The following is a 26,607-nucleotide window of genomic DNA, read 5'->3' as shown; positions in this document are numbered from 1 at the left end:
CATGAACCTGCACACGGGACTCAAAAGCCTGCTCGCACCCATGGTGGATGTACTGTCGCGCGGGGACCCGGAGCCGTACCAGCCGTCACCGCTACGCGCCATGCGCGAGATCACCAACACGGAAAGCTTTCGCGCTCTCCTGCCCCACTGCGCCTACGACGAGGTCGACGGACTGTTCGTCCTCGATACGGGAGAGCGCGATCCGAAAGGACGCAGCGAGGCGCTCGGCATGGTGATCGAACTCACACCGCAGACCGGCGCCACCGAAGAGATGATCAACGTGCTCGCACCCATCATCGCCTCGGCGCCAGGCGGCACCTTCATGCAGGTCAGCCTGTACGGCGGATCGCGCATCATTGATCGCATGAAGCTGTACGCGCTGCTGCGCGACAATGGCGAAGCCGCGCCGCCCGATGAAGGGGAACGGCGCAGCGCCGACATCTTCCGCGCCATGGCGCGCCACCGTATCGACTACTACATGCGCGGCACCGCTCGGCGCCTCATTCCGCACATCCCGATGCTGGTGCGCGATTTCCGGCTGGTGCTGTCGATTGCGCGCCACTGCGACCCGCGCGACGTCACGGTGATTGAAGAACTGGTGCGCATGCGCGACGGCATCCACGCTACGCTGAAGGCAGCCAACTTCGATTGCTGGAACTGGTCCCCGAATGACCTGATCAACTGGTGCTACGAGCTGACCAACCCGAACAAGCTGCTGACCCGCTCGGCCCACTACAAGAAGTCCTACGATCCGGGGCGTCTGATCCGCCACCAGATCGTGGACCAGGACACGGTCTGCGTACCAACCGACGACGGCAAATCGCTGCGCTACGGCCTGCCGGGCGAAGCGAGCGAAGTGCACAGCCGCCTGTACAGCGTGACCGGCTACCCGAAGGACTTTCCGCTCTGGGCCATGGGTAATCTGATCGGCGACTATTACCTGGGCCAGCTCGGCTACCCGTGCCCGTTCGTCATCACAATGGGCATCCAGGTACTCGAACAGGCCGACCACAAGAATGTCGCCCAGATCAAGGGCGCGCGCGCCACCACCAATGCCAGCTCGCCCATGTCGCGCTTTCTGCCGGAATTCCAGGACAAGAAGCGCGACTGGGACACCGTGAACCGCTCCTATGCCGCCGGCATGGGCGAAGTGGACATGTACCACCAGGTGCTGCTGATGGCGCCGCCCGGCGAGATCGAGGCGGCGGAAACGGCTGCGCGTTCAATCTGGCGCGCACGCGGCTTCAACCTGGTGGCGATGCAGTACATGCAGGTGCCCGGCATTCTGACCTCGCTGCCGCTGGGGTACACGCCCACCATGCAGAAATTCTACAAGCGCAAGGGACTGAGCTGCCGCAAGACTAGTATGAACGCGGTCAACCTGGCGCCTTTGATCGCCGAATGGAAAGGCACCAGCACACCGGTGTTCAACCTGATCGGGCGCCGCGGCCAACTGATGACGATCGACCTGTTCGACAACCGGGGAGGAAACTACAATCTTTCCTGTGCCGCGTCGTCGGGATCCGGCAAGTCGATGTTCGGCAACGAGATCGCGACGTCGTACCTCGGCGTGGGCGCCAAGGTATTCATCATCGACGTGGGCCGCAGTTACGAGAAAATCTGCCGCCGCTACAACGGCGAATTCATCGAATTTGCCAAGCAGGCCCAATTGACCATCTGCGTCAACCCGTTCGACAACATCGTCGACATCATCGAAGACATGGAGATGATCAAGCCGCTGGTGGCGCAAATGGCATCGCCTTCCGGCACGCTCACTGACCACGACCGCTCGCTGATCGAAATCGCCATCATCGACCAGTGGGGCCTCAAGGGCAATGCGATGGAGGTGAGCGACATCGCCCAGGCGCTCAAAAGCAGCAAGGACCGCGATGCGCGCAAGCTGGGCGACCAGCTGTTCCCGTACACGCGCGAGGGCATGTATGGCAGGTACTTTACCGGCAAGAGCAATGTCGACTTCAGCAAGCATCTGGTGGTACTGGAACTCGAGGAGCTCAACTCCAAGAAGGACCTGCAAAGCGTGATCCTGTTCATCATGATGTTTCGGATCACGCAGGCGATGTACCACGAACGGCGCGACCGCAAAAAAATCTGCATCATCGACGAGGCCTGGGACCTGATGGACGGCGCCAACTCCGGCAAGTTCATCGAAGTGGGATACCGGCGCGCCCGCAAGTACGGCGGCGCCTTCGGCACGCTGACGCAGTCGGTGATGGACTACTACAAGAATCCGGCGTCGCAGGCCGCACTGGAAAACTCGGACTGGCTGTTCCTGCTCAAGCAAAAAAAGGAGTCGATCGAACAGCTCGACCGAGGCGGCAAGCTCAAACTCGACGAGGCCACCAAGCGCGTCGTGATGTCGCTGAAGACCGAACAGGGCCTGTACTCGGAGATCTACATTAGCTGCCCGATGGGCGCCGGCATCGGCCGCCTGATCGTCGATCCTTTTACCTTGCTGGCCTACAGCACCGACCCCACCGACTGGAAAGATATCCAGCGCCACCGCGACGCGGGCCTCGGCGTGACAGAAGCCATCAACGCGGTGCTGCAGGAACGCGCACAGCGCAGCGGGAGCACGTCATGAACACATCTGGGAGGGTGGCTCCAATCAATCCGTGGATTGCCGCCAGCGTGTGCGCCACAGCGGCAGCACTGGTCGCGGTGGCGCTGGCCCTGGCGCCGCCCCTGCATAACCGCTCCGGCCCCGCCAGGATCGCCGTGATCGACCTCGCCGCTGTCGTGCGCGCCAATCAGCAGCAGACGGTCGCCCTGCTGGCCGATCAAGGCACTAACCCGGCGGCGAGGACCAGTGCACTGGCCCGTACCCGCGACTTCGGCCAACAGCTGGACCGCGAGGTGCGCGCCCTGAGCGCCGAATGCGATTGCGTGCTGCTGATGCGCGAAGCCGTGGTCGCTGGTGAACTGGAAGACCTGACGCCGGCGCTCATGACCCGGCTGGGCAGGAAGTGAGGATGCCATGGCACACGATGAATGGGTGGGTCATGCCTACCCGCTGCAGCAGATCACCGTCAAGGTTCAGGGCACCCGGCATAGCAGCACGCAAGACCTGATTGAACTGCTGGAGATCGTGGTGGCGCGTCTCAAGCAAGGCGACGCCACGGGTACCGCGCACGACGACGATTTCGGTTACTGGTTCGAGCTGTGCGACGCCGCAAATGGTCCGTCATTTTTCGACATGCCAGCCACCAGCGAGTGAGGAGCGCCCATGACTATCCCGGCTTATACACGCACCCGTTTCACCTTGTCGGTGCTGGCGCGCCATGTGCGGCGCCGCTGGTGGCTGTACGGCCTGGCATCGGCGGCCTTTGCGTGGACCTTCTGCCATTACCGCCTGGCGCTGAACATGTCGAACAGCCTGCCGGAATCGATGTACCTGGTGGTGCTCGGCACGCAGCCGACACGCGTGGGCCAATACGTGGCGTTCGAATGGCAGCGCGACCAGTTCTACCGGCGCGACTGGCTGTTCGTCAAGCGCGTGGCCGGCCTGCCCGGCCAATGCGTGACGGTCGCGCAGCGCTCTGTGTACATCGACGGCAAGCTTGCGGGCTACGCCAAGCCTGCCAGCCGGCACGGCATCCCGCTGGCGCCGATCCCCCCAGGCGTGATTCCGGCCGGGTATATCTACGCCGCCGCCAGTCACCCGGACAGCCTCGATAGCCGCTACCGGATTACCGGACTCATTGCCTCGTCACGCATTGTGGGGACAGCATATGCGATCTTCTAAGCACCTTAGCGCGGCGCTGGTGCTGGCAGTGACAGCCCTCTCGCCTGCATGGGCCGCCGACTACGACAAGATCGGTCCTACGTATCCGGTGCGCGAGCCGGACATGCTGGCGTGGATCGAGCAGCGCGTGGCCGCCAAGGTGGCCAGCGGCGAGGCGCTGCGCCATCAGCAGCAGCAAGCCGAGAAAATTAAGCACAAGCTGGTCAACCCGGAACCACTGCGCTCCGTAACCAGGGCGCGCAAGCCCCGCACCTTGTATTACGACCCGACCTTCGTGGTCGAGGAAAACATCACCGACGAAGGCGGCCGGATACTCGTGGCGGCCGGCACCACCATCAACCCGCTCGACCGCGTGGGCCTGCATCGCCCACTGGTGTTTTTTGACGCGCGCGACAAAAACCAGGTGGCGTTCGCCAAGCGTTACCTGGACGGGCGCGCCGGCCTGGCCAAGCCGATCCTGGTCGGCGGCAGCTACTTCGAGCTGATGCGCCAATGGCAGACGCCCGTCTATTTCGATCAACAAAGCGCCCTGATCCGCAAGCTGGGCATACGGCATGTGCCGGCCATCGTGGTGCAGGATGGGAAAAGGTTGAGAATCGATGAAATCGCTCTCTAAATTCGTATTCGCGGCAGCTGCGCTGTGGTGGACCATTGCGTGGCAGCCTGCCAGCGCCGCATGCAGCGGCAAGTTCATGAATCCCATCACGGACATCTGCTGGTCGTGCATTTTCCCGATCAGCATCGGGAGCGCGCCGATCCTGCAAATGGGACAGGAAGATATTGAAAATGTCGGCACGCCGGTATGCGCGTGCGGTCCGCCGCCGTTCGGCAAGATCGGCATCAGCATCGGCTTCTGGGAACCTGCGCGCCAAGTTGACGTCACCCGCACGCCCTGGTGCTTCACGTCGCTGGGCGGCGACACGATGGGCGACAGCTTCTCCGCGCCCATGCCGGCCGTCTCCCAAGGCAACTATGGACGGCGGGCGTCAAACACCTCGATTTACCAGGCGCACTGGTACGTGAACCCGGTCCTGTACTGGCTCGAAGTGTTGTCCGAGACCAGTTGCCTGGAACAGGGTGGCTTCGATCTCGCCTATGTGACCGAACTCGATCCCGCATGGAACGACGACGAACTGGCGGTGATACTCAATCCCGACGTGTTCCTGTTCGCCAACCCGGCTGCGCAAGCGGCGTGCGGCGCCGACTGCGTGGCGGCCACGCTCGGTTTTCCAATGCCGGCATTGCAATGGTGCGGCGGTTGCCAGGGATCGATGTTCCCGTTGAATGGCCACGTCCAGTCGCACGTTGGCGGTGTGCAGGCCTCGTCCCTGATCCTGCAGCGCTACGCGATGAAGCTACATCGGGAATTTCTCGCCTTCGCAGGCAATGGCATCCCCGGCTGGTGCGGCATGTACCCGGCACCGGTGCTGGACAAGCGCATCTACAAGTACTCGATGCTGTATCCGAGCGCTCAGGGCAAGGGCGTCGATGGCCGCTGCTGCCAGCCGCTGGGCCGCACTACGCACCTGTGGAGCGCCGGCAAGGAGTACCCGATCAAGGGCGAGGATTTCGCCTACATGATGTACCGCAAGCGTAACTGCTGCGAGCGCATCTACGGTTGGGTTAAATAGCCGTGAGGAGTCACCATCATGCGATCCATACATCGAACCGGCAGCGCCCTTGGAGTCGTGCTGGTAACTGCCGCCTCGCTCACAGCCATGGCGCAGCAACTCCCGGCGGACGAAGCGATCACGCGCGAGGCCGACAAGCTGGCCGCACGCTCGGCGGGCGCGATTGACAAAGCGGACCAGCAATCGCGCCAGCTTCGCCAGGCCATACCCGACGTGGGCGCTGCTGTTCCCCTGCCCGTTCCGCTGCCAGCACCCGATCCCGCCGACATCGCCAGGCGCTACGCGCCCCCGCTCCAACCGGAGGCTGCGCTGTTCGTGCTGGTCTCGCTGTCGATGCCAAAGTCCTCCCTCGAACGCCTTGCGGCGCAGGCCGGCAAGGCGGGGGCCACGCTGGTGCTGCGCGGCGTGGTGGACGGGTCACTGACAAGAACGGCGGAGATGACGGCCGCAGTCATTCGTCAACACCCTGGTGCCCAGTTCCAGATTGACCCCACGCTGTTTCGCCGCTTTAACGTCGACCAGGTGCCCACGTTCGTTCTCGCCGCTCCGACAGCGCAGGGCCAGAGCTGCGCCAAGGACTGCGACGCGCAACAGACCTTTGCCCGCGTGTCCGGCGATGTGACGCTCGACTATGCGCTCGAGCACCTTGCTAGGCAGGCCAACCCGCGCTTCGCCACGCTGGCGGAACAACGACTCAAACAGCTGCGAGGCACGCCATGAACCGGCACGCCATCAATCGCGCGATCTCACTGCTGGCGTTGGCCCTGAGCGCGTGCGTGCACCCCGCGCTGGCGCAGACCACGCAGGAGCAGGCATTCGCCGACGGCAAGGCCTATAAACCTGCCAACGCCGGCATCAGGAACGGCATCGAGCCGAACGCGCTGGCGCAGGTACCCGGCCAGGATGGCGCCACTACCAGCGACTTGACGGGCCTGTATGGCGCCAACCTTGCTGCAGCTGGACAGGACAAGGTGGCCGCCTGCGCCGCGTATGTGCCGGGCAGTGACGGGTACAAGAACGCCGAGTGCGATACCGTCAACTATGTCGCGCGTAACCCCGGCGAACGGCCGTCCTATACCATCGACAAGCAGAACGATCCACTGATCGTTCGTAGCAATGACGTGCGTAGTGCGCCGCAAACCCATACGGCGGGTATGTCGGGACTGAGCGGGAATTACACCGCCTGTACTGAAAAGACCACCAGCACGCCCGAGCGCTTTCGAACGGAACGATGCGACATCGACCGCGTGGTGACGGAGACACAGTGCAGCGCGACACTGTCGGTCACGTACAGCTGGCAGCCCTACACCAACCAGACCGGCGCCGATCTTCGCTACGGCCGCTGTGCGCCAGGCCAGGTGCGGGGCGACAGCCTGGCGCTGCCCATCACCAGCACCTACCGCAGCGAGAACGGATCCTGCGCCGACTTCGGCCACGGCACCGGAGTTGAAGTCACCATTCGGCATCGCGATTGTGCAGGAAACGATGTGCGGCACGGCTACGATGCCTCTGCCTGCACGGCGCCGCCGACGCCAGCCAGACTGGATCCACCGCGCGCGCCGGCGCAGACGTGCGCGGACGCGCCGCGCACGTCCGACAACTGCTTTACGCCGGATGGCCGCTATGCCACCAAAGCCAGCGTCCCGGTATTCCAGGATCGCTGGGATGACAGCGCGTGTGCTGCCCTGAACAACGGCCCCGCAATCACCCAATGAGGCACCACGATGCGACTCTTTCTGATCCTCGCCGCCCTGCTCTTCTCGTGCGATGCCGCAGCAGCCACGCAATGCGGCATCGCGAGCCAGACCTGTTCGTCGGGGCCGGCCACGGTGAATATCGACGGCATGGAGGTGACCCGCCCATGCTGGCGCAACACCATCGAGTACGCCTGTATCGAAGACGGCGCAACCGACACGTGCAGTGCCATCGCCGCCAAAGGCTGCGACTTGAAGCAATCGGTCTGCACGGAAGGCGTGACAGCCGGCGGCGCACTTCAATGCATCACCGAGCAGCGCGAGTATGCGTGCAAGACACAGGCAGCAAGCAGCAGCACCGCCGTGGATTGCGGCGCACAGCAATTTTGTATCGAGGGCCACTGCTTCGACACTGGCGCGGTACCCGATCCTGACTTCGCCAAAGCTGTAGCCGGGATGGAGGTGGCACGTGAGGCGGGCGTTTATGTGGACGAAGAGACCTTCCAGGTATTCAAGGGACACGACAGCCGCTGCGCGAAAAGCGCATTGAAAAACTGCTGCAAGGACGCATCGAAGTCGGGTAAAGACCTCACCAATCTGGCCCTTGCCGGCGGCAGCGCCTATGCGTTCGACATCCTCTCCGGCGGTGGCATGAAGTCCACGCTGGTACTGGGCGCCGATCCCGCAGCATTGGCGCTGGTCATGTCGGCCATGGTGGTGCAAGAGATGCAGGGATGCGACAAAGAGGACGTACTGGTGGCCCTGAAGCGCAACAACCGCCTGTGCCACCACGTGGGCGATTACTGCTCCAGGAGAATCCGCTTGGGCCTGGCACGCATCTGTGTGCAGCGCAAAGAGACGCACTGCTGCTTCAACAGCAAGATATCCAGGCTGATCAACGAGGCGGCAAGGATGCAACTGCCAGGCCTCGGTTGGGGCACGCCTGAGGCGCCGTCGTGCCAGGGGATCACCATCGCACAGTTCCAGGCCATCGACCTGTCCACCGTCGACTTCAGCGATTTCTACGCCGACATCGTCCCCACGGCGCCCAACGAAGGCGATGTCCGCCGTCGTGCGGCGCAGAAGGTCGATTCTTACTTCGGCAAATAAAAAAGTAAAAGTAGACGTAAAAAGGAGAACGTGATGAAACGCCGATTGACAGCACTGCTGGTGGCCGTGTCGGCTGCGGCTGGCGCCGATGAGCAACCGCAGCAGCAGGAAGCACCCCAGGTGGTGCGGCAAGCGATCGCCCACGGCCACGCCACAGCCACCATCGGCGGCCTGCTTGCCGACGAATCCCGGCGCCGCCTCAACGCCACTGGAAAGCTGCACCTGGCCGTTCAGAGGATTTACCTGTTCGGCCAAGCCGATTGCGCCCGGCTGCAACTGGACTTTACCCAGTACGACGCACTGCCACCCGGCGCCACGCAACCAGCGCCCTACACCTGGTCGACGCAGATGAGCGTCTGCGCCGACGGCCATCCGCCTGCCAACACCGCACGGAGGAGCAAATGAAGCTGCTCATGATGACAATGCTGCTGATCGCCGCCGGCGTCGCCAGCGCGGCCGGCGCGGACCAGGAACCCGCGACCTACTGGCGCGGCTCGACCTGGACTGATCCTGACCGCGGCTTCCTCTGGTATGCGCCGCCGAAACCAGCGAAAGAGGAACCGCAGGACGATCCGAAAGCCGCGCCCACGCAGCGTTACGAGCAAATGACCAACAAGCAGCTGGGCAAGGAAATCGAGCGCCTGCTGGACATCGCCGTGGAACAGCAAAGCCCTGCAGCGGTAAAGGAATACCTGTTCCTGCAACAGTATGCGATGGACCGGGCCAGCCGCTTTTCCGACGTGTTCCGCCGCACAGTCTGGACCACGCCAGAACTCGATTACAGCCTGCGCAGCCGGCCCACCAACGCCATGGCGATCAACACGTATGACGTAGAGCGCGACAGCAAACGCATTGCCGTCTCCGCTCAACTGGCACAAACCCACGGCCTGTTCTTCTATTTCAGAAGCAACTGCCCCTACTGCCACCAGCTGGCGCCCATCCTGCGCATGTACCAGCGCAGTTCCGGCATGGAGATCTTCCCGGTATCGCTCGACGGCGGCACGCTGCCCGAGTTCCCCAACGCCAGGCTAGACAACGGCTCTGCCGAAAACCTGCGCGTGACCACCGTGCCAGCCGTGTTCCTGGCAAACAAGCGCACAGGCAGTATCCAGCCGATCGGATATGGCGTGCTGTCGCTGCAGGAGCTAGTCGAACGTATCTATGTGCTCACCTCAACCCAACTAGGCCAGGAGTACTGATCATGATTAGGAAAAAAATTGCTGCCTGCGCCGTAGCGGCAGCAGTGCTCACCCAGGCAGCAAGCGCTGGCGACAACGGCATGCAGCAACTATTCGACGACATGGGAGCCTTTGGAAATGTCACCGGACCCGGCGCCTATCGCGCCCAAGGCATGAACATGGTCACCGGCGGGAATCTCTTCATGCGTGTACCGCAGCGCAACTACAGTCCCGTGGCCGCCCAACTGCCCAGCCTGAAAATGGGATGCGGCGGCATCGACCTGTATGCGGGCTCGTTCTCGTTCATCTCAAAAGCGCAGCTGGTCAGCATGATGAAGAATATCGGCTCGAGCGCAGTCTCCTACGCTTTCAAGCTGGCGCTCGATTCGATCAGCCCGCAAATCAACAAGACCCTCACCGAGCTCCAGCAAACCGCGCAAGATCTCAACGGTACCAACATCAATTCCTGCGAAGCCGGCGAAGCATTGGCACGTGGCGCCAGTGGCGACTGGCAGCGCTCTGCCCAGTACTTCGCCAAGGTGACGGCGCCAATTACGGGGCTTTTCTCGGACCACAGCGAGGCCCGTGCAGAGATGCAGGGGGATGATGATAAAACCGACTCCGCCATTGCCGCCGTGACTGATCCCGCCACCAAAGTGCAAGTCCAACCCGGCAACATCGCCTGGCGCGCACTATCCCGACTTGCGGGTCTGGATAATGATGACCGGAAAATCCTGATGGCGCTTTCAGGGACAACAATTATTTCCTCGGATCGCGCTTCAACTCAAGCTCCGTTATATAAAGAGCCAAAGGCGATCACGATTCATCAATTCATACGCGGCAATGAGAATGGAAAGCTGCCCATCTACGGCTGCGTCGACAGCACGACGCCGGAAGGATGCCTGGTATTGTCGGATGACGAGCTTGTGGTCTCGCCATTTGCGCAAAAGGTTGAAAGCAAGCTGATCGCGATTGCCGAGAAGTTCAAAGCCAACGTCGCCCTCACTCCTGACGAGATCTCCTTCATCAACATCACCGGCCTGCCGGTCTACAAGGCGCTGGCCGTATCGACGTCGCTACCCAATGTCGGCCTCGATGTAATCTGGATCGGCAAGTACGCCGACCTGATTGCTGCGGAATATGCGTACCAGTACATCGTGCAGGCTACCCACCAGATCAAGCAAGCCTATTCGCAAGCCTCGGCCGGTGCGCCCGCCCTCGCCATCGATGACATGAAAACCATGTCCGCCAACGTGGACCGGCTGCGCGGAGACGCGCGCGAAGAAGTGCGCCTAGCCTATTCGAAAGTTGAATCGGTCAACAAGATCGCGGAAGAAGTGATCTACATGGAGCGCAACCTGATGGCAAATCTGCCGGCCAGCCTGGCAGGCAATCTGCGCTTTGCAACCGGCGCAAGATAGCGAGGCATGCCATGGCAACTTTTGACGTCTACGCCTATTTTAACGTCGACCAGTTGGCCACGCTGATGGATGGCATCGCCGCCATCACTGCCAGCGGTGATTACCTCGACGTCTTCCGGTTGGTATCCATGCTCGCCTTCCTGGTCTTTGTTGCGGGCCTGGCAACCGGCAAGACGCAAGACCCGGTCGAATTCTTCCGCTGGCTCATGCTGGTGGTGCTGATACACTCGCTGCTGCTTGTGCCCAAAGCCGACGTGGTGCTGATCGACCGCACTGGCAGCGCACCGCCCACCGTTCGCTCGAATGTGCCGATCGGACTGGCGTTCTTCGCATCCGTCACCTCGCATGTCGGCGATACGCTCACGCGCACGTTCGAGACTGTCTTCGCACTCCCGGACGACCTGCAATTCCAGAAACACGGCATCATGTTCGGCAACACGATATTGGTCGATTCCTTGCAGACGGTGCCGATCAATGCGTCGTTCCGCGATGACCTGACCACCTTCATCAACAGCTGTACATATTACGACATCATCAACGGCCGCATACCGCAAGACGTCTTCACGCGGGCGGACGATGCGTGGGCCGCGATGTCCGAAACCTCCAACACCCATAGCACGAGGATATCGACGTCGCCGACCGGAAGCATGGTTTGCGCCGCCGCCTACAATGACCTGAACACTCGCTGGGGCAACGAAATCACGCAGACCATGCAGGCGCGCGGCCGCGCCCTCAATTCGCACATTATCGACAATGTCGCGGCCGGCGCGGCACTGAGTTCGCAAATTACCAGCGCCTACACGCGCCTGACGAACATCGCCAAGTCATCGACCGACATGCTGCGCCAGAACATGACACTGAACGCCGTACGCGATTCGCAGCTGATTTCAGCACAGAATCTGGACGCGCCAAGCGCCGCCATAGTCGGCGCTGCCCAGGCACAAGCCGAAGTAACCGCCAACACCAACTACCTGACGATGGCCAGGGTTGCCGAGCGCGCGGCGCCGGCGATCCGCAATGTCATCGAACTGATTTGCTACGCAGTTTTTCCCATCGTGATACTGCTGCTGATCGTCTCTGGCGAGCACGCGGGAAAATTATTCAAGGCCTACGTGATGTCGTTGGTTTGGGTCCAACTGATTCCACCGCTGTATGCGATCCTGAATTTTGCCATGACCAGCGCCTCCCGCGCCACGCTTGTCGGCATCGCTGAATCGACGACAGCCAGTGCTGCGGTCAACCTGGTGAACATAGGCCAGATGAGCCAACGCGGCCTGTCGGATTCCGCGATCGCCGGCTATCTGACGCTCTGCCTCCCGGCGATAGCGTACGCCCTGGTCAAGAGCGGCGATGTTGGCGGGTCGGCCTTGTTCAGCGCCATCATGAGCCCGTCGAAGGCGGCGGTCGACGGTGCCGCAGCCAGCGTCGCCACTGGCAATATCAGCCAGGGCAACGTCTCTCTCGATACGGTCGCTCGCAACAACGTCAACGCCAACCATTACGACACAGCGCCGACGATGGCGTCAGGATTCAGCCGCGTAAGCTCGGCTGCTGGCACCTCTATTTTCGGCAGCGATGGCACATTCCGCTTCCAGGGGAACCAGAGCACGCTCGGGTTGAGTGCGAACTTTGGCCAGAAAATCGGCAACGCCTTGAACAGCGAAGCAAGCCAGCGCGAAGAAACGGCACTGCGCGAAACAACCGCAGCTTCGCAGATGCGCACCGCCGCCCTGGTGGAGCGCATGGGCATCGTCAAGGCTTTCACCGATCAGCATGGCGCCAGCAACACCAACGACGCCTCCCACGGTACCCGCAGCGGTCAGGCCGTATCGGAGCTCCAGCAGATCGCAGAAAACGTCAATGAAAGGTTGGGCCTGACCTCCGCCAGCTCGGTAGGCCAGCGCATAGTAGGTACTCTTGCCACGGGCGGCAGAATGTCGGTAGAAGCTGCATTGGGTACGCCATCCGCCCTCCCGATTTCAGCCAAAATATCTGCGAGCACTGAAACCAGTATCAACTCCCAGAAAATCGACGACACAAGTAAGCAAAAGACTTTTGACGCGGCCGTCAATTTCGCGAAAGATCAGCTCCACAGCAGGAACATCTCCACTGACCAGGCACTCTCGTCGGAGTTCCGCACGTCCGAAGCGTACCAGTGGGGTAAGCAGAACCGCACGGAATCGGTACAGGGCGAGGAAGCAGCGCTGGCCAAGGCCACCCAGCATAGTCGCAATGCCGAGGCGGCACATTCGCAAGCATTCAGCCTTTCCCATCAAGCGAGCACGGTACAGGAACAATGGCTGCATTCGTCAATGGACTACACCGGCTATCTGGCAGACCGCCTGCACCAGGACGGAAAACTCGACGCCTTCAACATGCTCTACCAGACCGATCCGGACCGCGCAGCGCGCATGGCCGCAACCTATCTGGCGGAAACCAGCTTTGATGCGATGCCAACGCCATCGCAGGTGTCAACCAAGCTCGAGGACGTGCAGCAACGCTCCCCTGCCCTGTCCGGGAAGTCGCTGGAGGCTGAACATCAGCGCCACCAGGGCAAGGTCACTGATGGTACCGCTGGCGCACATCGCAGGAACAAAGGTGCCGCAGGCGCACAAGGATACAAACAAGAGACGATAAAAAATGAGGTGGAGGAAAAAGTGAATGCTGCTGTTGATCGAAGCCTTGAGGAGTTCAACCATCAGCAAAAAGAGATCGAGCCGGCTGTGGCGGAAGCGAGGAGCAAGGCGGCCGAGGAACTTCGTCGCGACTCCCAGATACCGGGGCTTAAAGGGCCACGCGAGTCGCCATCCCCGGGTAGTGCGGCAGAGCACCAGGACAAAACTCACCGGCAATTGTTTAAAGACGACATGGACAAATAGCTCGATCTTTGAGATGCGACATCGCAACCCGCAGACTTCTTCGATTTCGCCGTCAAAAATCGGGCCTATCGCCTTTTCCGTCTGCACTATATTTATCCCCGAAGATATCGAAGAAATGGAAAATTTGGTGATACTACTTGTGCAGTGGGAATGTGAGAGATTTTTCTCAAGAGAATTTGTTATCATCCATTCACTTGTGTTGCGCCAAGGATGGTAGCCGACGTGCTTAATGTGTTAGGCGACGACGTGTTGGTGCAAAACCCCACTTTTCCATAGGCATCTGTCCGGTGTATCTCAAAAAAATTCAAACCCGAAATTTTCGAGTGTTCGGCGATGGTAAAGCTGTACCCGCGCTAGATTGGGAGCTTGCCCCCGGTCTAAATATCCTGGTTGGAGAAAATGACGCCGGCAAGTCGACTGTGATCGATGCCATCCGTCAGGTGCTCTGGACCACCAGTTACGAGTTTGTTCGTATGCTAGATGGTAAACGTTCTTATGGAAAGCCACCACCTAAGTTAGAGATGTTCATTTCAGTACACTGAACAACCTAAATCTCCTGAAGCGTCCCGTGTTCGCGGCAACGATTTGCCTGTGCTAGATGTTGCGTCATTTGTAGGGGCATGTCTGACGTCGTTTGGATCTTTTTTTCAGAGCGCACCTTAAACTCAATCATAACTATCAAACTACTTAATCTTAAAATTCACTATTTTTTTGCATGTACCTATTGAATTCCGTTTAGTAATCCCTATCTGCAAGAATAATAACAAGAGTGTTCTCCTGCCAAAAGACAACAATCATAGCGATGATTACACCGCATGATCACGATTACTCAGTCATGGGGGCGCCAAACGTGCAAACTTCGGGCGACTCTTGACGCAGGCTGCCAGTGGGATCTCGGGACTTTTGATCTTCGGGATTCGATATTTGGTCGATCTGGCTAAACAACAGTTCACATGGAGTGCCAACTTTCCCCGTATCAGAACGCCTTATCATTGTACTGTATGTGTTCCGCTGAACATCGTCGGATTCAACAGCAGCTTCCTATAATATGCCAGATTTTTGTTGCGCGCCAGAGATTAAGTTAGGTTTGCCGCAGTGCGTCTCGCCCAGCCATATATCTCACCACTGCCTCTTTAAGAAATGGCATGACCACCGGCCCGACAACTGCGGCACCCGGCCCGCCGTCTAGGAGGGACGCGAGAGACGCACGATCTAGCCTGCCGGTTTCGATCTGGTGAAGTAACTCTGCCTCAAAGCGAGCTAGTGCCAAACCCAGCAGGTGTTCGGTTTTTTCCGACAAACCGCTTTGCGATGAGGCATCTGGCTGTATGAAGCTATCAATCTCATCGCGTACCACATCCGCTAGGTACGACTCTTGGAACTGCTTAGCCAGCCCTGATACCGCCGTCTTCAATAGCATCAAAACTCGCTGGGATTGGATGCCAACTATGCTATGAACACACTCGACTCGATCCGGACGCGCCATGGCGGCGCTTTCTGCTAGCACAGGAAATATCTCATCGAGCAATTGCTCTAATTCTTTACGCTCCAGTTTTTCGAGAAGCTTCGATAGCGCCTTAACGCAAGTCTGTAATACTCGCGGACGATACGTCTCTTCCGGTTCAGTGGGATAGATAGGAAATGTCTTTACGATATTGTAAACCTGTTCATTGACATGCTGCGGATAATGAAGCGCAGTCGGATTTATTTCGACAGCGACCTCCTTGTCAGCGCTTACATTGATTGCCCCAAAATTCACAGAAAAATCCGCCAAGCCGAATAGGGACATCCTTGCATACGCTCTTTGCGTCGATGCTGACACGCCTATGATGATCCAGTGCGAAAACTCAAACTGAGCGGCCTGCTTTATTGTTTCGGGAAGAATGTCCCACCAAGCAAATCGGATGTTTTCACCTCCCAAAACATAGGCCTTGAAAGCGTTCATTCCGGGCTGGCGTGACTCGTCGGGAAAATAATGAGCAAAATGCGTCAATGCTATATAGGCAATCGTTCGCATGCCTTCGGTGCCACCAAATTCGGTAGATAGAGTTGGCCGCTCCGTTAAATAAAACGATTTGATTTTGTCTATCTTTTTAAAAACGATCTTTCCAGGCTTCTTTCGTTCGCGTTTCAACCATTGCTGAAACTGTGAGTCCCCCGCGAAATGATAAGTCGGTGAATCCTCACCATCATTTTTTGTGGTAGCCGACCCTGGCATATTAGGTTCAATATGGTTGCCAAAAATTGTATATTCTCTACCCGTTCCAGTATCAGTAAAGGAGTACTTCTGAGGTTTGTGGCCGCGGTCGTGCAATACGCCTAAACGGGCGTTAAGCGCGGCGACTTGTTTAACCAAAAAATTGACAAGTCCGGAGAATCCCCTATTATGTTCAGCACAATAGATACCCTGGTTCTCTCGGCGACCACCCATCGCAGCGGGGAAAAGGTGTTCTCCTGTGCTTGCAGGTTTTTTGCATAGAATACAAATATCTGGCATCGGTGTACTTCCAGTTTAGTGGAATAGGTCGTAGTCTTGTTGAGGCGGATAGTTTCGTTCCTAGACACAGTATCAAACTGTACTGGTCAACCCATCCCGGACACTACGTTAAATTTTCTTCGGCGACGTCGGAGCCGGTTCTTGGTTGAACTGACGGGGTCGTATCCAGTTATACCGGTGCATCAGGTAATAGCTGAGGTCCCGTTGTGCCTCTCGTGCGGACATTGTAACCGGTTGACGGCAGCCAGTCCGTTTTAAAGCTGTGGAAGCCCATCCCTCATAACGCCACTATATCTACCTCATTTTTTTCAAATTGCAGTGTGTCTCATATAGCTTTTTGCAGTGCCGATGCACTAATTTCTTGCTAATGCCGGAATCTTCGGCAATAAGCAATTGCAGGCGCCCTGGTCGGACAAGGAAGGCCCGGGCCACTGATATATGTTCAGCCTCCATTCGAGTATGGAGGCCTACAGCAGCCGCAAAATCTCCATTGGATAGCGTACCCATGGCACGCTTCAAATTCGCCATAAATTCCTTCAATGTAACAGGATAAGAAAGGAGTTAGCTGATCAAGAAGACAAGTTGATCCAGAATGGGTCGCGGATGCCGTGGCCTAATTTGCCTCAAGATTCGACTATAGTCGCATGACTTCCGGCCCACTTGTCTATCAACTTGAAGATTGCCTTGGCGCGATTCGGGGAGAAATCCGCTCGCTACGACGGGAACTTGAGTTGTCCCAAGAGGAATTAGCCCATCTTGCTTCAATCGACAGCAGCGATATGGGAAAAATTGAGCGCGGCGAACGAAACCTTAGCGTTGGGAATTTACTACGGATTTCAGCGGCTCTTCGTTGTAAGCCTTCCGACTTGCTTGTGCGAGCCGGATTCTAGAACTTGGCTATCCCCGCAAAGTTGAATAGCCCATACGCACTCAAGCTGTGGGCGGCGCTGCAGCGCTATCGCAACCACGGTGCCATCGAGATCGATAACTCTGCGGCCGAACGCGCCTTGCGTGGCGTGGCCATAGGCCGCCGCGATCTACTCACTGACCGGCACAGCCAAGCTGAACGGTGTCGCCCCCGAAGCCTAATGGTGTCACGTGCTAACGCATATCGCCGATCATCCCATCAAACGGGTTAATGACTTCTTGCCCTAGAACTGCAAGGTGCCAACAGCCCTTGAGATCAAGCAGCTTTCCAGCGGTGTGACACCATCATCGATCAAAACGCCCCTGCACTCAATACGGCGCTGAGCGGACGCTTACGCCTCCTAATGATCGTGCCTCTGCCAAGAATAGCGGCAATTTTCTTCCTGGGAAGAGTTTTGTGTTAGCGTACATGTTTAGCCTAGGCAATGTTGGCGAAGACCCACAAATAATTTTTATTGCTCTGATGAAATCTGTAGCGCGAATTGCGGTGCCAGAGAATTCAAACCCACTTGCCCAAGATCGAAGGACAAAACCATGCATATTGATTCAGTAATCCTCAAAGGCTACCGAAATTTTAAGGACACGGTAGTACGGTTAAATCGTCAAACATTGATCATCGGCAGCAACGACGTGGGCAAGACGAACTTTATTTACTCGTTGAGATTGTTACTTGATAAAGGATTGTCGGAATTAGATATCGAACCATCCGAATTGGATTTTCATATTAATGAAGATGGGACTTTTGAAAAAAATCTTGAAATTACAATCAAGTTTACAGATGTCACAGAAGACGCAGTGCTCTCCCAATTGGCTGGGCGAGTTGACGCCGAGGGGATAACTTTTTTCCGTTACGCAGCATCGAGAGAAAGTTTGGAGCATAAGATCTATATCGGCCGCGACCTTAAGAGCATGGAGGAAGTGGCCTCTCGATTCTATCTAAAGCATCTGAATTTGAAATATGTAAACTCCCAGCGCGACCTGACGAAATTTGTTCAGGTTGAGAAAAAGCATTTGCTTCGCCTCTCTCAAGAGAAACGGACTCCACCAGAAGAGGAAAGTGACAAGCTAATTTTATCCAGGGTAAGCGCATCATTATTAAGAATTAACAAGCGTATCAGAAAGTTAAATTACGTCACGGCGGCGACCAATGACGTCAACTCAGAATTAAAGGCGATGGCCTATCATAATTCGCCATATACTGTACAGTTGGATACTGGAGCAATCGAGATTGAACAGTTTGTTGAAAAGCTCGAGTTGGCTGCTAGTACGAATGGCGCGAGGATGATGCTGGGCGGCGATGGTAGGAATAATCAGATTCTTTTGGCTCTTTGGAAGGCAAAAAGCGCACGAGAGCACGATCCGGCTAATGAGGTAGTAATTTACTGTGTAGAAGAGCCAGAAGCTCATTTACATCCGCATCAGCAGCGAAAGCTCGCCTCTTATTTAAGCGAAAACCTTCCCGGACAGTCTATCGTAACCACGCACTCTCCTCAGATTGCATCGAATTTTTCTCCCAATTCTATTGTTAGGCTTTTCGCACGAAAAGGTGTTACTTTAGCTGCAAGTCAGGGATGCTCTGATTGCATCAGTACTGCGTGGGACGATATGGGGTACCGAATCAGCATCCTTCCAGCTGAAGCGTTTTTCTCGTCGGTGGTGTTCTTAGTCGAGGGACCATCTGAATTGTTGCTCTATAAGACGTTAGCCAAGAAATTAAAGATTGATTTAGATTTTTATAATATTTCAATATTATCAGTCGATGGAGTCCAGTTTGAGGTTTACACGACTATATTGAATGCAATGGAAATTCCATGGGCAATGCGTACTGATAACGACATTTCGAATATATCGACCGGACCGAAGGACGCGCCGATCGTACTTCGTCAATTGGCGGGCTTCAATCGCTGTTTACATCTATCAAAACAGGATAAAATTGCCCACAGGCCAATTCCATATGAGCAAAATCAAAGTATTGCAGATGGAACCTGGAAGGCAGTTTCGGATCTTGTAAATCCACATGGACTCTTTCTATCAAAGTTTGATCTTGAAACGGATCTTGCAGTTGAGTTGCCAGCAGAAATGATTGCCTTCAAAGGACCAGACTTGCAAAGCTCGATAAATTACCTTCAAGATCAAAAAGCCGTACGAATGAGAGAATTTTTGGTTAACTATGCTGCCGCGCTTGAGACGACGGCTGCAGGCGAGCTTGCCCGTCCTCTGCATTATTGCGTCGCGAAAGCGATTTCGGTAGTGTTATGAGCGGATTTGCCCCGACACCTGAACAGCAGGCAGTGCTTGATTTCCATTCTCACATGGTCATCACTGCATGCCCAGGAAGTGGAAAGACTGCAGTTATTTCTGAAAAGGTTCGGCAGATTTTGCCGAATATCCCTTCGTATCGCGGGATCATCGCTATATCGTACACTAGGAAAGCGAGCGCTGAATTAAAAAGACGATGTGAATTTGATGGAGTTTTAACAAAAAAATCATTCTTCGGCACCATTGATTCGTTTTCTATTACTGAAATTGTAGTTCCTTTTTTTCGCCACCTTTGTGAAAATAATCCTGATAAAGTTGAGATTAAATATTTTAATTCGTTGGATGATGAAAATAAGGCTCTATTTAACGATGTTTCGATTGATTCGTTAACCACAGCTCAAACGCATTTACTTATTGAGAGGTTAGCGGTGCTTTATGAAAATGGAATAATTTTAATGGAGACTGTTGGCATTTTAGCAGTCTATGTCTTGCAAAATTCGAAAGCATGCAAGCGATATCTGCGGTCGCGGTATTCTGCTATTTTCATTGACGAATATCAGGACTCAGGGGAGCCTCAGCACAAACTTTTCTGCTGCTTCAAAGACCTAGAAATTGTTTCTGTTGCTGTCGGGGATGTTAACCAGTCGATATTTGCATTTTCCAATAGAAATCCTATGTACTTGCGTTCTCTTTGCTTGCCGAACAGTGGATTCAATCACTTGGAATTAACGATTAATCATCGATGTCATCCTTCGATTGTAAACTACGCGAATAGGCTTTTGGATGAAAATTGCAATCTGCAAGCCGCGCCTAGTGTGCTGGTTTTCCGTCGGGAGATTACCGGAACTCAAGTCGAAGTCACATTATGGATAAACTCTGTCCTTGATCAGGTGAAAAAAAATTTTGGCGTTCGCCACAATCGCGAGATCGGAATTCTAGTTCGAAACTCTGGTACGGGAGCGATCGTCAAACGTAATTTGATCACCCCTTCTAGATTTTTTACAGACAATGACCTAACTCGCTCAACTTCACAGTGTTCAACAATCTTCTGTGCTCTGCTCGCTTTCCGAATGGATTCGCGTCTTACTGCGCAGGCGATCATTGACGAGTTTTGTGTGAGAAATATGAAACGCTCTGAGCTGTCTAGTCTTCGAAAAGTCATTATTGCTTGCAGAAATTGTGCCGCTCCTGATCTAGTCAACACTTCCATTCTGGCTGCAGAAGCGCTTGGCGAAGTAGTGCCCCCATCCTCCATTGACGAGTTGACTAAGGTTCTTGAGCAACCAAACCAAATGGAGATTTTCGATCCGATTTCTGACGATGAAGTTCAGATCTTAACTTTGCACAAAGCCAAGGGCCTCGAATTCAAGGTTGTCTTCCACCTCGATTTATATGATTGGATTCTTCCACGTCGTGAATTTATCCAAGGAAACTTCGATGCGGTTTTCGAGAATGAGCAGGAATGCCTAAACCTTCATTATGTGGGAATAACGAGGGCGCAAGCTGCTTGTATTTTGCTCACATCTACTCAGCGATTTAACTTTAACAATCAACTGAAAAATGCTCGGCCTTCGCAATTCTTTGAGAGGCTCGGTTTAGATGGTCTTTTTCGTTAGTTCCTCACGGTAATGAATGTCGCAAGCTATTGCCTGGCGGCGAAGTTGGGCACACGCGTGCGTGCCCCTTCCGGACGGATCAAGGTTAGCGCGACACGTCGAATAGTTTTGCGATCAATGCCGGTCAGGTGCGCTATCTGGCGCTGGACGGCGTCGCCGGCCAGCGGCGTGGCGACAGTGGTTCGTTTGTTTAGTTTCAAGACGTTCCCCCTCCATGCTCCCCCTCGATTGTTGACGGGGGAGGCTATGTCCCGCGAGCGGGATTGCCGTCCCTTGACGAGCCGTTATGGCGGGATCAGGCGGTCAGGAGGGGTGGCGACGCGGCAAGGGGGGCCTGGCTTGCAGGGCCTTAATAGGGCTTACAGGTATTAACCGGACGCTCTTTTCTCGAGTCATGAAATAAACAGAATGCCGCTGCCAATCCCCTCTAAGCGCTCCGTCAGCAGCCCAACACTTGCATATTGATGCGAATGTTGGTCCTTCAGAAACGTTATCTGACGGGCGGTAGTCGGTCGGAAGCGAAAGCCCGTAAACGTTCGCTAAGGGGCGTAGCAGTTAGGCAGGCGCCTCCGACGGTGGAATTTGTTTCATTTAGCATAGTCAAGAGGGCCGCCATCAAAGTTCATATCGGAACGACAAGTCCCGGGACCGCACATTAAACCTACGACTTGCTCCGGCAAGGAAAACAAAGAACCAACGCACTTGATAGCCTCACGAGCAACACTGGCAGCGCCAGTGCTAGCAGCTTAGTGGTCGTCAATGCAGCGAATAGTGCTGCAAAAATTAGTACAGCTACTAATCAGACGAAGACCGCCTGACTCACTTACGCGCAAATAGTTGTGGTTTTATGCCACATATGCGCCGGAGTGGATATGGCAGACGCCATGGATTTTTGGCGCGAGCACGTGACGGTGATCGAGCGTGACGGATGGATAATCAGCGAGTACGCTCGGGCGCATGACTTGTCGGTCAGTGCGCTGTATTACTGGCGAGCCAAGTTTAAATCGATGGCGGCGACGGCCCGCCGGGGTAAGTTCGTCACATTGCATGTTGCGCCCGCAATGGGAGAGGCACCATCTGACGGCTGCGTGCTGATGATCGGCACCGTGCGCCTAGAAATAGGCGCGTTGCCCGCCCCCGAATGGCTGGCGGCGCTGGCGATGGCCGCCCGGGGGGCGCGCTGATGCACCCGGGCTATCACATCGCACAGGTGCACCTGTGCCGCGTACCGATCGATTTCCGCAAGTCGATCAATGGCCTGTCGGTGCTGGTGGAGCAGGCACTGGGCCTCGATCCGTTTGCCCAGGCGTTATACGTGTTCGTCAACCGGCAGCGCACCAAGATCAAGGTGCTCTACTGGCATCGCAACGGTTTCTGCCTGTGGCTGAAGCGGTTGGAGGCGGAACGGTTCGCCTGGCCGGAGAAGCACACGGGCATGGAGATAATCAGCGCGCAACAACTGGAGTGGCTGCTCGAGGGGTTCGACCTGTGGCGCCATGCCCCGCATAAAACATTGACGTTCTCTTCTGTTTCTTGATGAGGGCTGTTAACATGTGGCATGCCTACTGTCGCCGACATTGCCGCCATCACGCTGCCGCCAATCGAGCTGCCCAAGCCCGATGTGAGCGCGTTCGAGTTGCCGGATACGCTGCCGGGCGACGCGTGCGCTCTGGCGGCCTTGTTGCGGGCACAGCACAAGGCGTTCCTCGACTCGGTCGACACCATGTTTTCCCACGCCACGCAGGCAGCGCAGCACGCGTTGGAACAAGCTGTGCGACGTGCCGCGGCCCAGGCGGTCAACGAGTATGTGGTCCGCATGGTCGAGCAAGCCAAGCTGGCGCGCCATCGGCTGTATGGCGCCAGCTCGGAGCAAATGGCGGCGCTGCAGCACGGTTTGTTCGACGAGGCCGAGACGCTGGCGCAAGGTGGCGGCACGGCGCAGGACACGGCGCCGCAAGCACCGGCCGACGCTGGCGACAAGACACCCTCCCGCGCGTGGACGTGGTGCATGAGGTGTCCGAGTCCGAGCGTACATGTCCGTGCGGCACGGCGATGGTGGTGATCGGCGAGGACGTGAGCGAACAACTCGATATCGTGCCGATACAAGTGCGCGTGCTGCGCCATGTGCGCAAGCGCTACGGTTGTCCCGGCGGCACGCATGCGCCCGTGCTGGCGCCGCTGCCGGCACAACCTCTGCCAAAGAGCAATGCCAGCGTCAATTTCCTGGCCATGTTGCTGGTGGCGAAATTTCTCGACGGGCTGTCGCTGACGCGCTTCGAGCATGTCCTGGCGCGTCATGGCGCGCTGGTGCCGCGTCAGACGCTGGCGCGCTGGGTGATCGGCGCCGCCGTACTGCAGCCGCTGCACAACCTGTTGCGCGACATACTGCTCGACGGCGCCCTGATCCACATGGACGAGACCGTGGTGCAGGTGCTCAAGGAACCGGGCAAGGCGCCAACGAGCAACAGCTATATGTGGGTGCAGACGGGCGGTCCTCCGGAGCGACCGGTGGTTTTGTACGACTACGATCCGAGCCGCAGTTCGGAGGTGCCGTCACGCCTGCTGGAAGGCTTTCGTGGCTATTTGATGACCGATGGTTACGATGGCTACAGCGCGGTGGCGCGTGGCCCCCATGTCGAACATCTCGTCTGCTGGGCACACGTGCGGCGCCGTTTCGTGGAAGCGGCACGGGTGCAGCCCAAGGGCAAGCGCGGCAAGGCGGACGAGGCCATAGAACTAATCGGCAGGCTGTATGGCGTCGAGCGAAGCTGGCGCGACGGCGACGACGCGCAGCGCTGGCAAGCACGCCAGCGACACAGCGTGCCGCTGCTGGCCGAGCTGCGGGCATGGCTGGACGCGACCCTGCCCACCGTTCCCGGCAAAAACAAGCTGGGCGAGGCGTTGAACTACCTGCACAAGTATTGGACCAAGCTGGAGCGCTACACCGAGCGCGGCGATCTGCCGATCGACAACAACCGCTGCGAGAATGCGATCCGTCCGTTCGTTATCGGGCGCAAAGGCTGGTTGTTCGCCGACACGCCCGCCGGCGCCCACGCCAGCGCCGTGATCTACTCGCTGGTGCAGACGGCCAAAGCCAACGGGGTCGAGCCCTACCAATGGCTGTGCCGGGTGCTGCGCGACCTGCCGGCCGCTTCCACCGTCGAACAGACCGAGGCGCTATTGCCATGGAATATCAACATGACCCAAGCCGGCACCGCGCCGGCCTCCCTATCAGGACCAGCATGAGCCGCATCTCCATCGACACCCTCGTTAAGGCCATCAAGGCTGTCCAGACCATGAACTCACAGCAGAAGGAAGCGCTAGTTGACGAACTGTTCCGCACACAGCCGACGTTGCTCGGTTCCTGCCTCGTCCTGCCTCGATTGGGCGTATCGCCCGAGAAGATGGAGTTGCCGCTGAATCTGCTATTCATTTGTTTTCAAGCCATGAAGCAATCCGGCCTGCCATGGCCCTGTATTTCCGAGGGCGAACTGGAACGGCAGGCGGACCGTTACGCAGCAACGCTCAAATTCAGCGAAGGGATGAAACCGGCGCTGGTAAAGCAGGCTCAACAGCAATACATCGTAAGCCACCCCGAGCCCGAGTTGCTCGCTTACGTGTCAAATGAAACGTCCCAGTGGCTGTCCCATGTCGTATCCGAAGACAGTGATCGCTTCGTCCTTATGGCCACCATGAATCTGGTCAACTGCATTGCGTATGTTCCGTTGCAGTTGATGGAAAAGTAAGCGCTACGACATCACCTCCTGCGGTTTATGGATCGCTTACGATTCTCTTTGCATTGTTGCGACTCCTTCTGTTATTGGAGCCGACAGTTTGTTTACCTGTGTTCAGAAATGGAAGGTGGGGTAAATATGCCGCTTACTTTCAACCCAGCCCCATACTACGTCCTGGTCGGACAACGCAAACTTGTACTGCAGGTACAGCAGGCCGGCGATGAGCCGGGTGGAAGTGGCAGGACGGCCGCGCGAAGAAGAAAAATTTTCGGCCCATTCGCGCTCAAAGACGCTCCATTCGATATTGGTGGCCACTGTGCCAGAGGATAATTCAGGTTGGCCAATTCGTCCAGCCGTTGTCGGAACATGTCTGCGCTTTGTGACCCAGCTGGCTTCGGTCCCATTCAGGCCTCTGAAATTTGCAAGGAATTGACTCCATTTTAGCGAAAGCTTGCAAATCCCAGCTACTGTTTTTCGATCTTTCGGCAGTAGAATCAATCGGTAAGGATTTGTTCAGGCCCGACTACTTAATATTGCTATTGCTGGATAAGGTCTTGCATCTTATACAGAACATAGGCCACCGGATATCAGGCATAGCGCCGCTGGCCAAGTAACCCGGCGACAGCAACTGGCCGTAGACCTTCTGCTCGTGAAATGGTAGCCGATAGCTCACCTGTTTCTTTGTGCGGATTCACAAAATGCAACACAAATGTCCCATTCAAATATGCAATACTAGAGGGTGATGGGTGCGTCGGGCTTCCGTACGCTCACTGCTCAGCTTCGTGGCGCCCATATCCAGTGAAATCCTAAATTTAACGAGAAATATAATGCCTTTAACCTTCAGCCTCATCGAAAAAGCAGTGAACCTCGCCACCAAGGTGTTCTTGGCCGTGCGTACGCCTAGTAGTGGAGGTGACTCCGATCAGTTGCAATTGGTGTCCATTATCGACGATGTTTCCAAGAAAATTGACTCTTTAGCAAAAGGGTTCGCTGGAGAACTGAGCTACCAACTCGAGAAGCAGCAACTTGAACGGTTGTCGTCCCAGGCGAAAGTGGTCAAACTCGCTCTTGAGTTTGGCAACGACGCAATGCTAGGTACGGCGGTGGCGTCTATCTCTGAGCAGATTGAGTATTCGCGCTTGAGGATGAATGAGGGAAAACACGCATGGTTCGGTCCATGGATGATTGCAGAGTCGGTTCGCATTGAGGCGCTTCGCATCATGGCGAACAGCCCTCGCGCGGTTGAGGTTGTCGAGCGTGAAACGGTTAAGTTCCGATTGCACATTTTGGACCACGTGGGAGGGATGATCATCGGTGCGACCGAGAGCCCATGGTCGAAAATTTCCGACTTTGTGGAAGGGCGTAATGAGGATATTTTGTTGAGCTTGGCAAATGTTCAAGCTCTACAGGGATCAGATGTGCCAACTGGTTCGAAATCCGGTGCAAATAATGGGTGGAGGAACAAGGTTGAGGATTTTTTTGAGGCAGAAGAAGCACCCAAAGCAGCAGTATGGCCGTTTCCAGTAAGTTCCCGTTCTTAAATATAACGGGTAGAACCTAACGCCATCTCGTTATTAGGCAGATGTGAGACGGGGAGACGCTGGTCACAGAAACGGTCAGCGCAGAAGTTGAAAAATTACTTTCTGTGAAACACGCCCCAATACGGGGAACCAGGGGAATCTATACTTGGCTCTGGCATTTTTCCAATTGCAACTTCATCATCAAATTGCAGGTCACTCATCCGACGATTTCGCAATATCCTGGATGCACGCCCAAGCCAAGTGTCAGCAAATCGCGGCTCTTGGGAGAGAATGGCGAGTGCCACAGCTTCTGCCTGATCCCTGGATAGCTTGATCGTCATAGAACCTCCTGTGAATTAGTTGCTTATTGACCTTCTG

General features: G+C 56.5%; 22 protein-coding genes and 4 pseudogenes. 23 read left to right on the top strand and 3 right to left on the bottom strand.

All coding sequences use genetic code 11. The features are described 5' to 3' along the window. Position 1 precedes the first annotated feature (1 nt). The 14 genes from traC to F8197_RS29045 all read left to right on the top strand — a co-directional run bounded on the left by traC (position 2) and on the right by F8197_RS29045 (position 14,218). Positions 2-2,602, top strand: coding sequence for a type IV secretion system protein TraC (traC, locus tag F8197_RS00275; RefSeq protein ID WP_193333289.1), 2,601 nt, complete (start codon positions 2-4; stop codon positions 2,600-2,602). Next, a complete protein-coding gene (locus F8197_RS00270) occupies positions 2,599-2,988 on the top strand; it encodes a TrbI F-type domain-containing protein (protein ID WP_152879007.1) in 390 nt (129 codons plus the stop codon). Before traC ends, F8197_RS00270 begins: the two co-directional genes overlap by 4 nt. A gap of 7 nt (positions 2,989-2,995) precedes the next feature. Further along, positions 2,996-3,235, top strand: coding sequence for a hypothetical protein (locus F8197_RS00265; protein ID WP_152879005.1), 240 nt, complete (start codon positions 2,996-2,998; stop codon positions 3,233-3,235). 9 nt (positions 3,236-3,244) lie between these two features. Then, positions 3,245-3,763, top strand: a complete 519-nt coding sequence (locus tag F8197_RS00260; protein ID WP_152879003.1) for a S26 family signal peptidase — start codon at positions 3,245-3,247, stop codon at positions 3,761-3,763. Then, positions 3,750-4,379, top strand: coding sequence for a type-F conjugative transfer system protein TraW (gene traW, locus F8197_RS00255; protein WP_152879001.1), 630 nt, complete (start codon positions 3,750-3,752; stop codon positions 4,377-4,379). Before F8197_RS00260 ends, traW begins: the two co-directional genes overlap by 14 nt. Then, positions 4,363-5,394 (top strand): conjugal transfer pilus assembly protein TraU, encoded by a 1,032-nt coding sequence (traU, locus tag F8197_RS00250; protein ID WP_152878999.1) that lies wholly within the window; start codon positions 4,363-4,365, stop codon positions 5,392-5,394. Before traW ends, traU begins: the two co-directional genes overlap by 17 nt. 87 nt (positions 5,395-5,481) lie before the next feature. Then, positions 5,482-6,114 (top strand): type-F conjugative transfer system pilin assembly protein TrbC, encoded by a 633-nt coding sequence (gene trbC, locus F8197_RS00245; RefSeq protein ID WP_193333288.1) that lies wholly within the window; start codon positions 5,482-5,484, stop codon positions 6,112-6,114. Then, the gene (locus F8197_RS00240) at positions 6,111-7,109 is read left to right on the top strand and encodes a hypothetical protein (RefSeq protein WP_152878996.1); all 999 of its coding nucleotides are present in this window, start codon (positions 6,111-6,113) and stop codon (positions 7,107-7,109) included. Before trbC ends, F8197_RS00240 begins: the two co-directional genes overlap by 4 nt. Positions 7,110-7,118: 9 nt before the next feature. Beyond that, positions 7,119-8,198 (top strand): conjugal transfer protein TraN, encoded by a 1,080-nt coding sequence (locus F8197_RS00235; RefSeq protein WP_152878994.1) that lies wholly within the window; start codon positions 7,119-7,121, stop codon positions 8,196-8,198. Between the two features lie 33 nt (positions 8,199-8,231). After that, on the top strand, positions 8,232-8,603 hold the full coding sequence (locus F8197_RS00230; RefSeq protein ID WP_152878991.1) for a hypothetical protein: 372 nt from the start codon (positions 8,232-8,234) through the stop codon (positions 8,601-8,603). Beyond that, the gene (locus F8197_RS00225) at positions 8,600-9,397 is read left to right on the top strand and encodes a conjugal transfer protein TraF (RefSeq protein WP_152878989.1); all 798 of its coding nucleotides are present in this window, start codon (positions 8,600-8,602) and stop codon (positions 9,395-9,397) included. Before F8197_RS00230 ends, F8197_RS00225 begins: the two co-directional genes overlap by 4 nt. Before the next feature lie 2 nt (positions 9,398-9,399). Then, positions 9,400-10,797 carry a conjugal transfer protein TraH gene (locus tag F8197_RS00220; RefSeq protein WP_152878987.1) on the top strand — a complete coding sequence of 466 codons (1,398 nt, stop codon included), beginning with the start codon at positions 9,400-9,402 and terminating at the stop codon, positions 10,795-10,797. Positions 10,798-10,808: 11 nt separating this feature from the next. Then, a complete protein-coding gene (locus tag F8197_RS00215) occupies positions 10,809-13,676 on the top strand; it encodes a conjugal transfer protein TraG N-terminal domain-containing protein (protein WP_152878985.1) in 2,868 nt (955 codons plus the stop codon). Positions 13,677-13,963: 287 nt separating this feature from the next. Next, positions 13,964-14,218 (top strand): AAA family ATPase, encoded by a 255-nt coding sequence (locus F8197_RS29045; RefSeq protein ID WP_373996743.1) that lies wholly within the window; start codon positions 13,964-13,966, stop codon positions 14,216-14,218. Between the two features lie 539 nt (positions 14,219-14,757). On the opposite strand, the gene F8197_RS00205 is transcribed toward F8197_RS29045, so the two are convergent. Together F8197_RS00205 and F8197_RS00200 are read right to left on the bottom strand one after the other, a co-directional pair. After that, positions 14,758-16,173 carry a hypothetical protein gene (locus tag F8197_RS00205; protein ID WP_152878983.1) on the bottom strand — a complete coding sequence of 472 codons (1,416 nt, stop codon included), beginning with the start codon at positions 16,171-16,173 and terminating at the stop codon, positions 14,758-14,760. Positions 16,174-16,259: 86 nt separating this feature from the next. Then, positions 16,260-16,441: pseudogene (locus F8197_RS00200) on the bottom strand (IS3 family transposase); the annotation flags it as partial. Positions 16,442-16,817: 376 nt separating this feature from the next. On the opposite strand from F8197_RS00200, the gene F8197_RS00195 reads away from it, so the two are divergent. The 8 genes and pseudogenes from F8197_RS00195 to F8197_RS00160 all read left to right on the top strand — a co-directional run bounded on the left by F8197_RS00195 (position 16,818) and on the right by F8197_RS00160 (position 24,721). Then, positions 16,818-17,063 (top strand): helix-turn-helix domain-containing protein, encoded by a 246-nt coding sequence (locus F8197_RS00195; protein ID WP_152878981.1) that lies wholly within the window; start codon positions 16,818-16,820, stop codon positions 17,061-17,063. A 33-nt stretch (positions 17,064-17,096) separates the two neighbouring features. Then, positions 17,097-17,328 (top strand): annotated as a pseudogene (locus F8197_RS00190) (transposase domain-containing protein); the annotation flags it as partial. A 306-nt stretch (positions 17,329-17,634) separates the two neighbouring features. Then, positions 17,635-19,359 (top strand): ATP-dependent endonuclease, encoded by a 1,725-nt coding sequence (locus F8197_RS00185; protein WP_152878979.1) that lies wholly within the window; start codon positions 17,635-17,637, stop codon positions 19,357-19,359. Next, positions 19,356-20,975 carry a UvrD-helicase domain-containing protein gene (locus F8197_RS00180; RefSeq protein ID WP_152878977.1) on the top strand — a complete coding sequence of 540 codons (1,620 nt, stop codon included), beginning with the start codon at positions 19,356-19,358 and terminating at the stop codon, positions 20,973-20,975. The genes F8197_RS00185 and F8197_RS00180 overlap by 4 nt, the downstream gene beginning before the upstream one ends. An 872-nt stretch (positions 20,976-21,847) precedes the next feature. Beyond that, positions 21,848-22,159 (top strand): hypothetical protein, encoded by a 312-nt coding sequence (locus F8197_RS00175; RefSeq protein ID WP_152878974.1) that lies wholly within the window; start codon positions 21,848-21,850, stop codon positions 22,157-22,159. Continuing rightward, positions 22,159-22,512: an IS66 family insertion sequence element accessory protein TnpB gene (gene tnpB, locus F8197_RS00170; RefSeq protein ID WP_152878972.1), complete on the top strand. Its 354-nt coding sequence runs from the start codon at positions 22,159-22,161 to the stop codon at positions 22,510-22,512. The genes F8197_RS00175 and tnpB overlap by 1 nt, the downstream gene beginning before the upstream one ends. 186 nt (positions 22,513-22,698) lie before the next feature. Then, positions 22,699-24,221, top strand: a pseudogene (locus F8197_RS00165) (IS66 family transposase). Continuing rightward, the gene (locus F8197_RS00160) at positions 24,218-24,721 is read left to right on the top strand and encodes a hypothetical protein (RefSeq protein WP_152878970.1); all 504 of its coding nucleotides are present in this window, start codon (positions 24,218-24,220) and stop codon (positions 24,719-24,721) included. The pseudogene F8197_RS00165 and the gene F8197_RS00160 overlap by 4 nt, the downstream one beginning before the upstream one ends. A 135-nt stretch (positions 24,722-24,856) precedes the next feature. Here the strand turns inward: F8197_RS00160 and F8197_RS00155 are convergent. Then, positions 24,857-25,113: pseudogene (locus F8197_RS00155) on the bottom strand (IS5/IS1182 family transposase); the annotation flags it as partial. 423 nt (positions 25,114-25,536) lie between these two features. Between F8197_RS00155 and F8197_RS00150 the strand changes: the two are divergent. Continuing rightward, the gene (locus F8197_RS00150) at positions 25,537-26,250 is read left to right on the top strand and encodes a hypothetical protein (protein WP_152878967.1); all 714 of its coding nucleotides are present in this window, start codon (positions 25,537-25,539) and stop codon (positions 26,248-26,250) included. Positions 26,251-26,607 lie beyond the last annotated feature (357 nt).

The sequence above is a fragment of the Duganella sp. FT27W genome (genome assembly GCF_009295655.1).
In the GTDB taxonomy this organism is placed as follows: Bacteria; Pseudomonadota; Gammaproteobacteria; order Burkholderiales; family Burkholderiaceae_D; genus Rugamonas; species Rugamonas zoogloeoides.
Note: the sequence above shows the minus strand (reverse complement) of the source record. Positions and strands in the feature narration are given on the sequence as shown.

Excerpts from the sequence above, each read along its gene's own strand:
- traC (WP_193333289.1), top strand. The coding sequence starts at position 2 with ATGAACCTGCACACGGGACTCAAAAGCCTGCTCGCACCCATGGTGGAT.
- F8197_RS00270 (WP_152879007.1), top strand. The coding sequence starts at position 2,599 with ATGAACACATCTGGGAGGGTGGCTCCAATCAATCCGTGGATTGCCGCC.
- F8197_RS00265 (WP_152879005.1), top strand. The coding sequence starts at position 2,996 with ATGGCACACGATGAATGGGTGGGTCATGCCTACCCGCTGCAGCAGATC.
- F8197_RS00260 (WP_152879003.1), top strand. The coding sequence starts at position 3,245 with ATGACTATCCCGGCTTATACACGCACCCGTTTCACCTTGTCGGTGCTG.
- traW (WP_152879001.1), top strand. The coding sequence starts at position 3,750 with ATGCGATCTTCTAAGCACCTTAGCGCGGCGCTGGTGCTGGCAGTGACA.
- traU (WP_152878999.1), top strand. The coding sequence starts at position 4,363 with ATGAAATCGCTCTCTAAATTCGTATTCGCGGCAGCTGCGCTGTGGTGG.
- trbC (WP_193333288.1), top strand. The coding sequence starts at position 5,482 with ATGGCGCAGCAACTCCCGGCGGACGAAGCGATCACGCGCGAGGCCGAC.
- F8197_RS00240 (WP_152878996.1), top strand. The coding sequence starts at position 6,111 with ATGAACCGGCACGCCATCAATCGCGCGATCTCACTGCTGGCGTTGGCC.
- F8197_RS00235 (WP_152878994.1), top strand. The coding sequence starts at position 7,119 with ATGCGACTCTTTCTGATCCTCGCCGCCCTGCTCTTCTCGTGCGATGCC.
- F8197_RS00230 (WP_152878991.1), top strand. The coding sequence starts at position 8,232 with ATGAAACGCCGATTGACAGCACTGCTGGTGGCCGTGTCGGCTGCGGCT.
- F8197_RS00225 (WP_152878989.1), top strand. The coding sequence starts at position 8,600 with ATGAAGCTGCTCATGATGACAATGCTGCTGATCGCCGCCGGCGTCGCC.
- F8197_RS00220 (WP_152878987.1), top strand. The coding sequence starts at position 9,400 with ATGATTAGGAAAAAAATTGCTGCCTGCGCCGTAGCGGCAGCAGTGCTC.
- F8197_RS00215 (WP_152878985.1), top strand. The coding sequence starts at position 10,809 with ATGGCAACTTTTGACGTCTACGCCTATTTTAACGTCGACCAGTTGGCC.
- F8197_RS00205 (WP_152878983.1), bottom strand. The coding sequence starts at position 16,173 with ATGCCAGATATTTGTATTCTATGCAAAAAACCTGCAAGCACAGGAGAA.
- F8197_RS00195 (WP_152878981.1), top strand. The coding sequence starts at position 16,818 with ATGACTTCCGGCCCACTTGTCTATCAACTTGAAGATTGCCTTGGCGCG.
- F8197_RS00185 (WP_152878979.1), top strand. The coding sequence starts at position 17,635 with ATGCATATTGATTCAGTAATCCTCAAAGGCTACCGAAATTTTAAGGAC.
- F8197_RS00180 (WP_152878977.1), top strand. The coding sequence starts at position 19,356 with ATGAGCGGATTTGCCCCGACACCTGAACAGCAGGCAGTGCTTGATTTC.
- F8197_RS00175 (WP_152878974.1), top strand. The coding sequence starts at position 21,848 with ATGGCAGACGCCATGGATTTTTGGCGCGAGCACGTGACGGTGATCGAG.
- tnpB (WP_152878972.1), top strand. The coding sequence starts at position 22,159 with ATGCACCCGGGCTATCACATCGCACAGGTGCACCTGTGCCGCGTACCG.
- F8197_RS00160 (WP_152878970.1), top strand. The coding sequence starts at position 24,218 with ATGAGCCGCATCTCCATCGACACCCTCGTTAAGGCCATCAAGGCTGTC.
- F8197_RS00150 (WP_152878967.1), top strand. The coding sequence starts at position 25,537 with ATGCCTTTAACCTTCAGCCTCATCGAAAAAGCAGTGAACCTCGCCACC.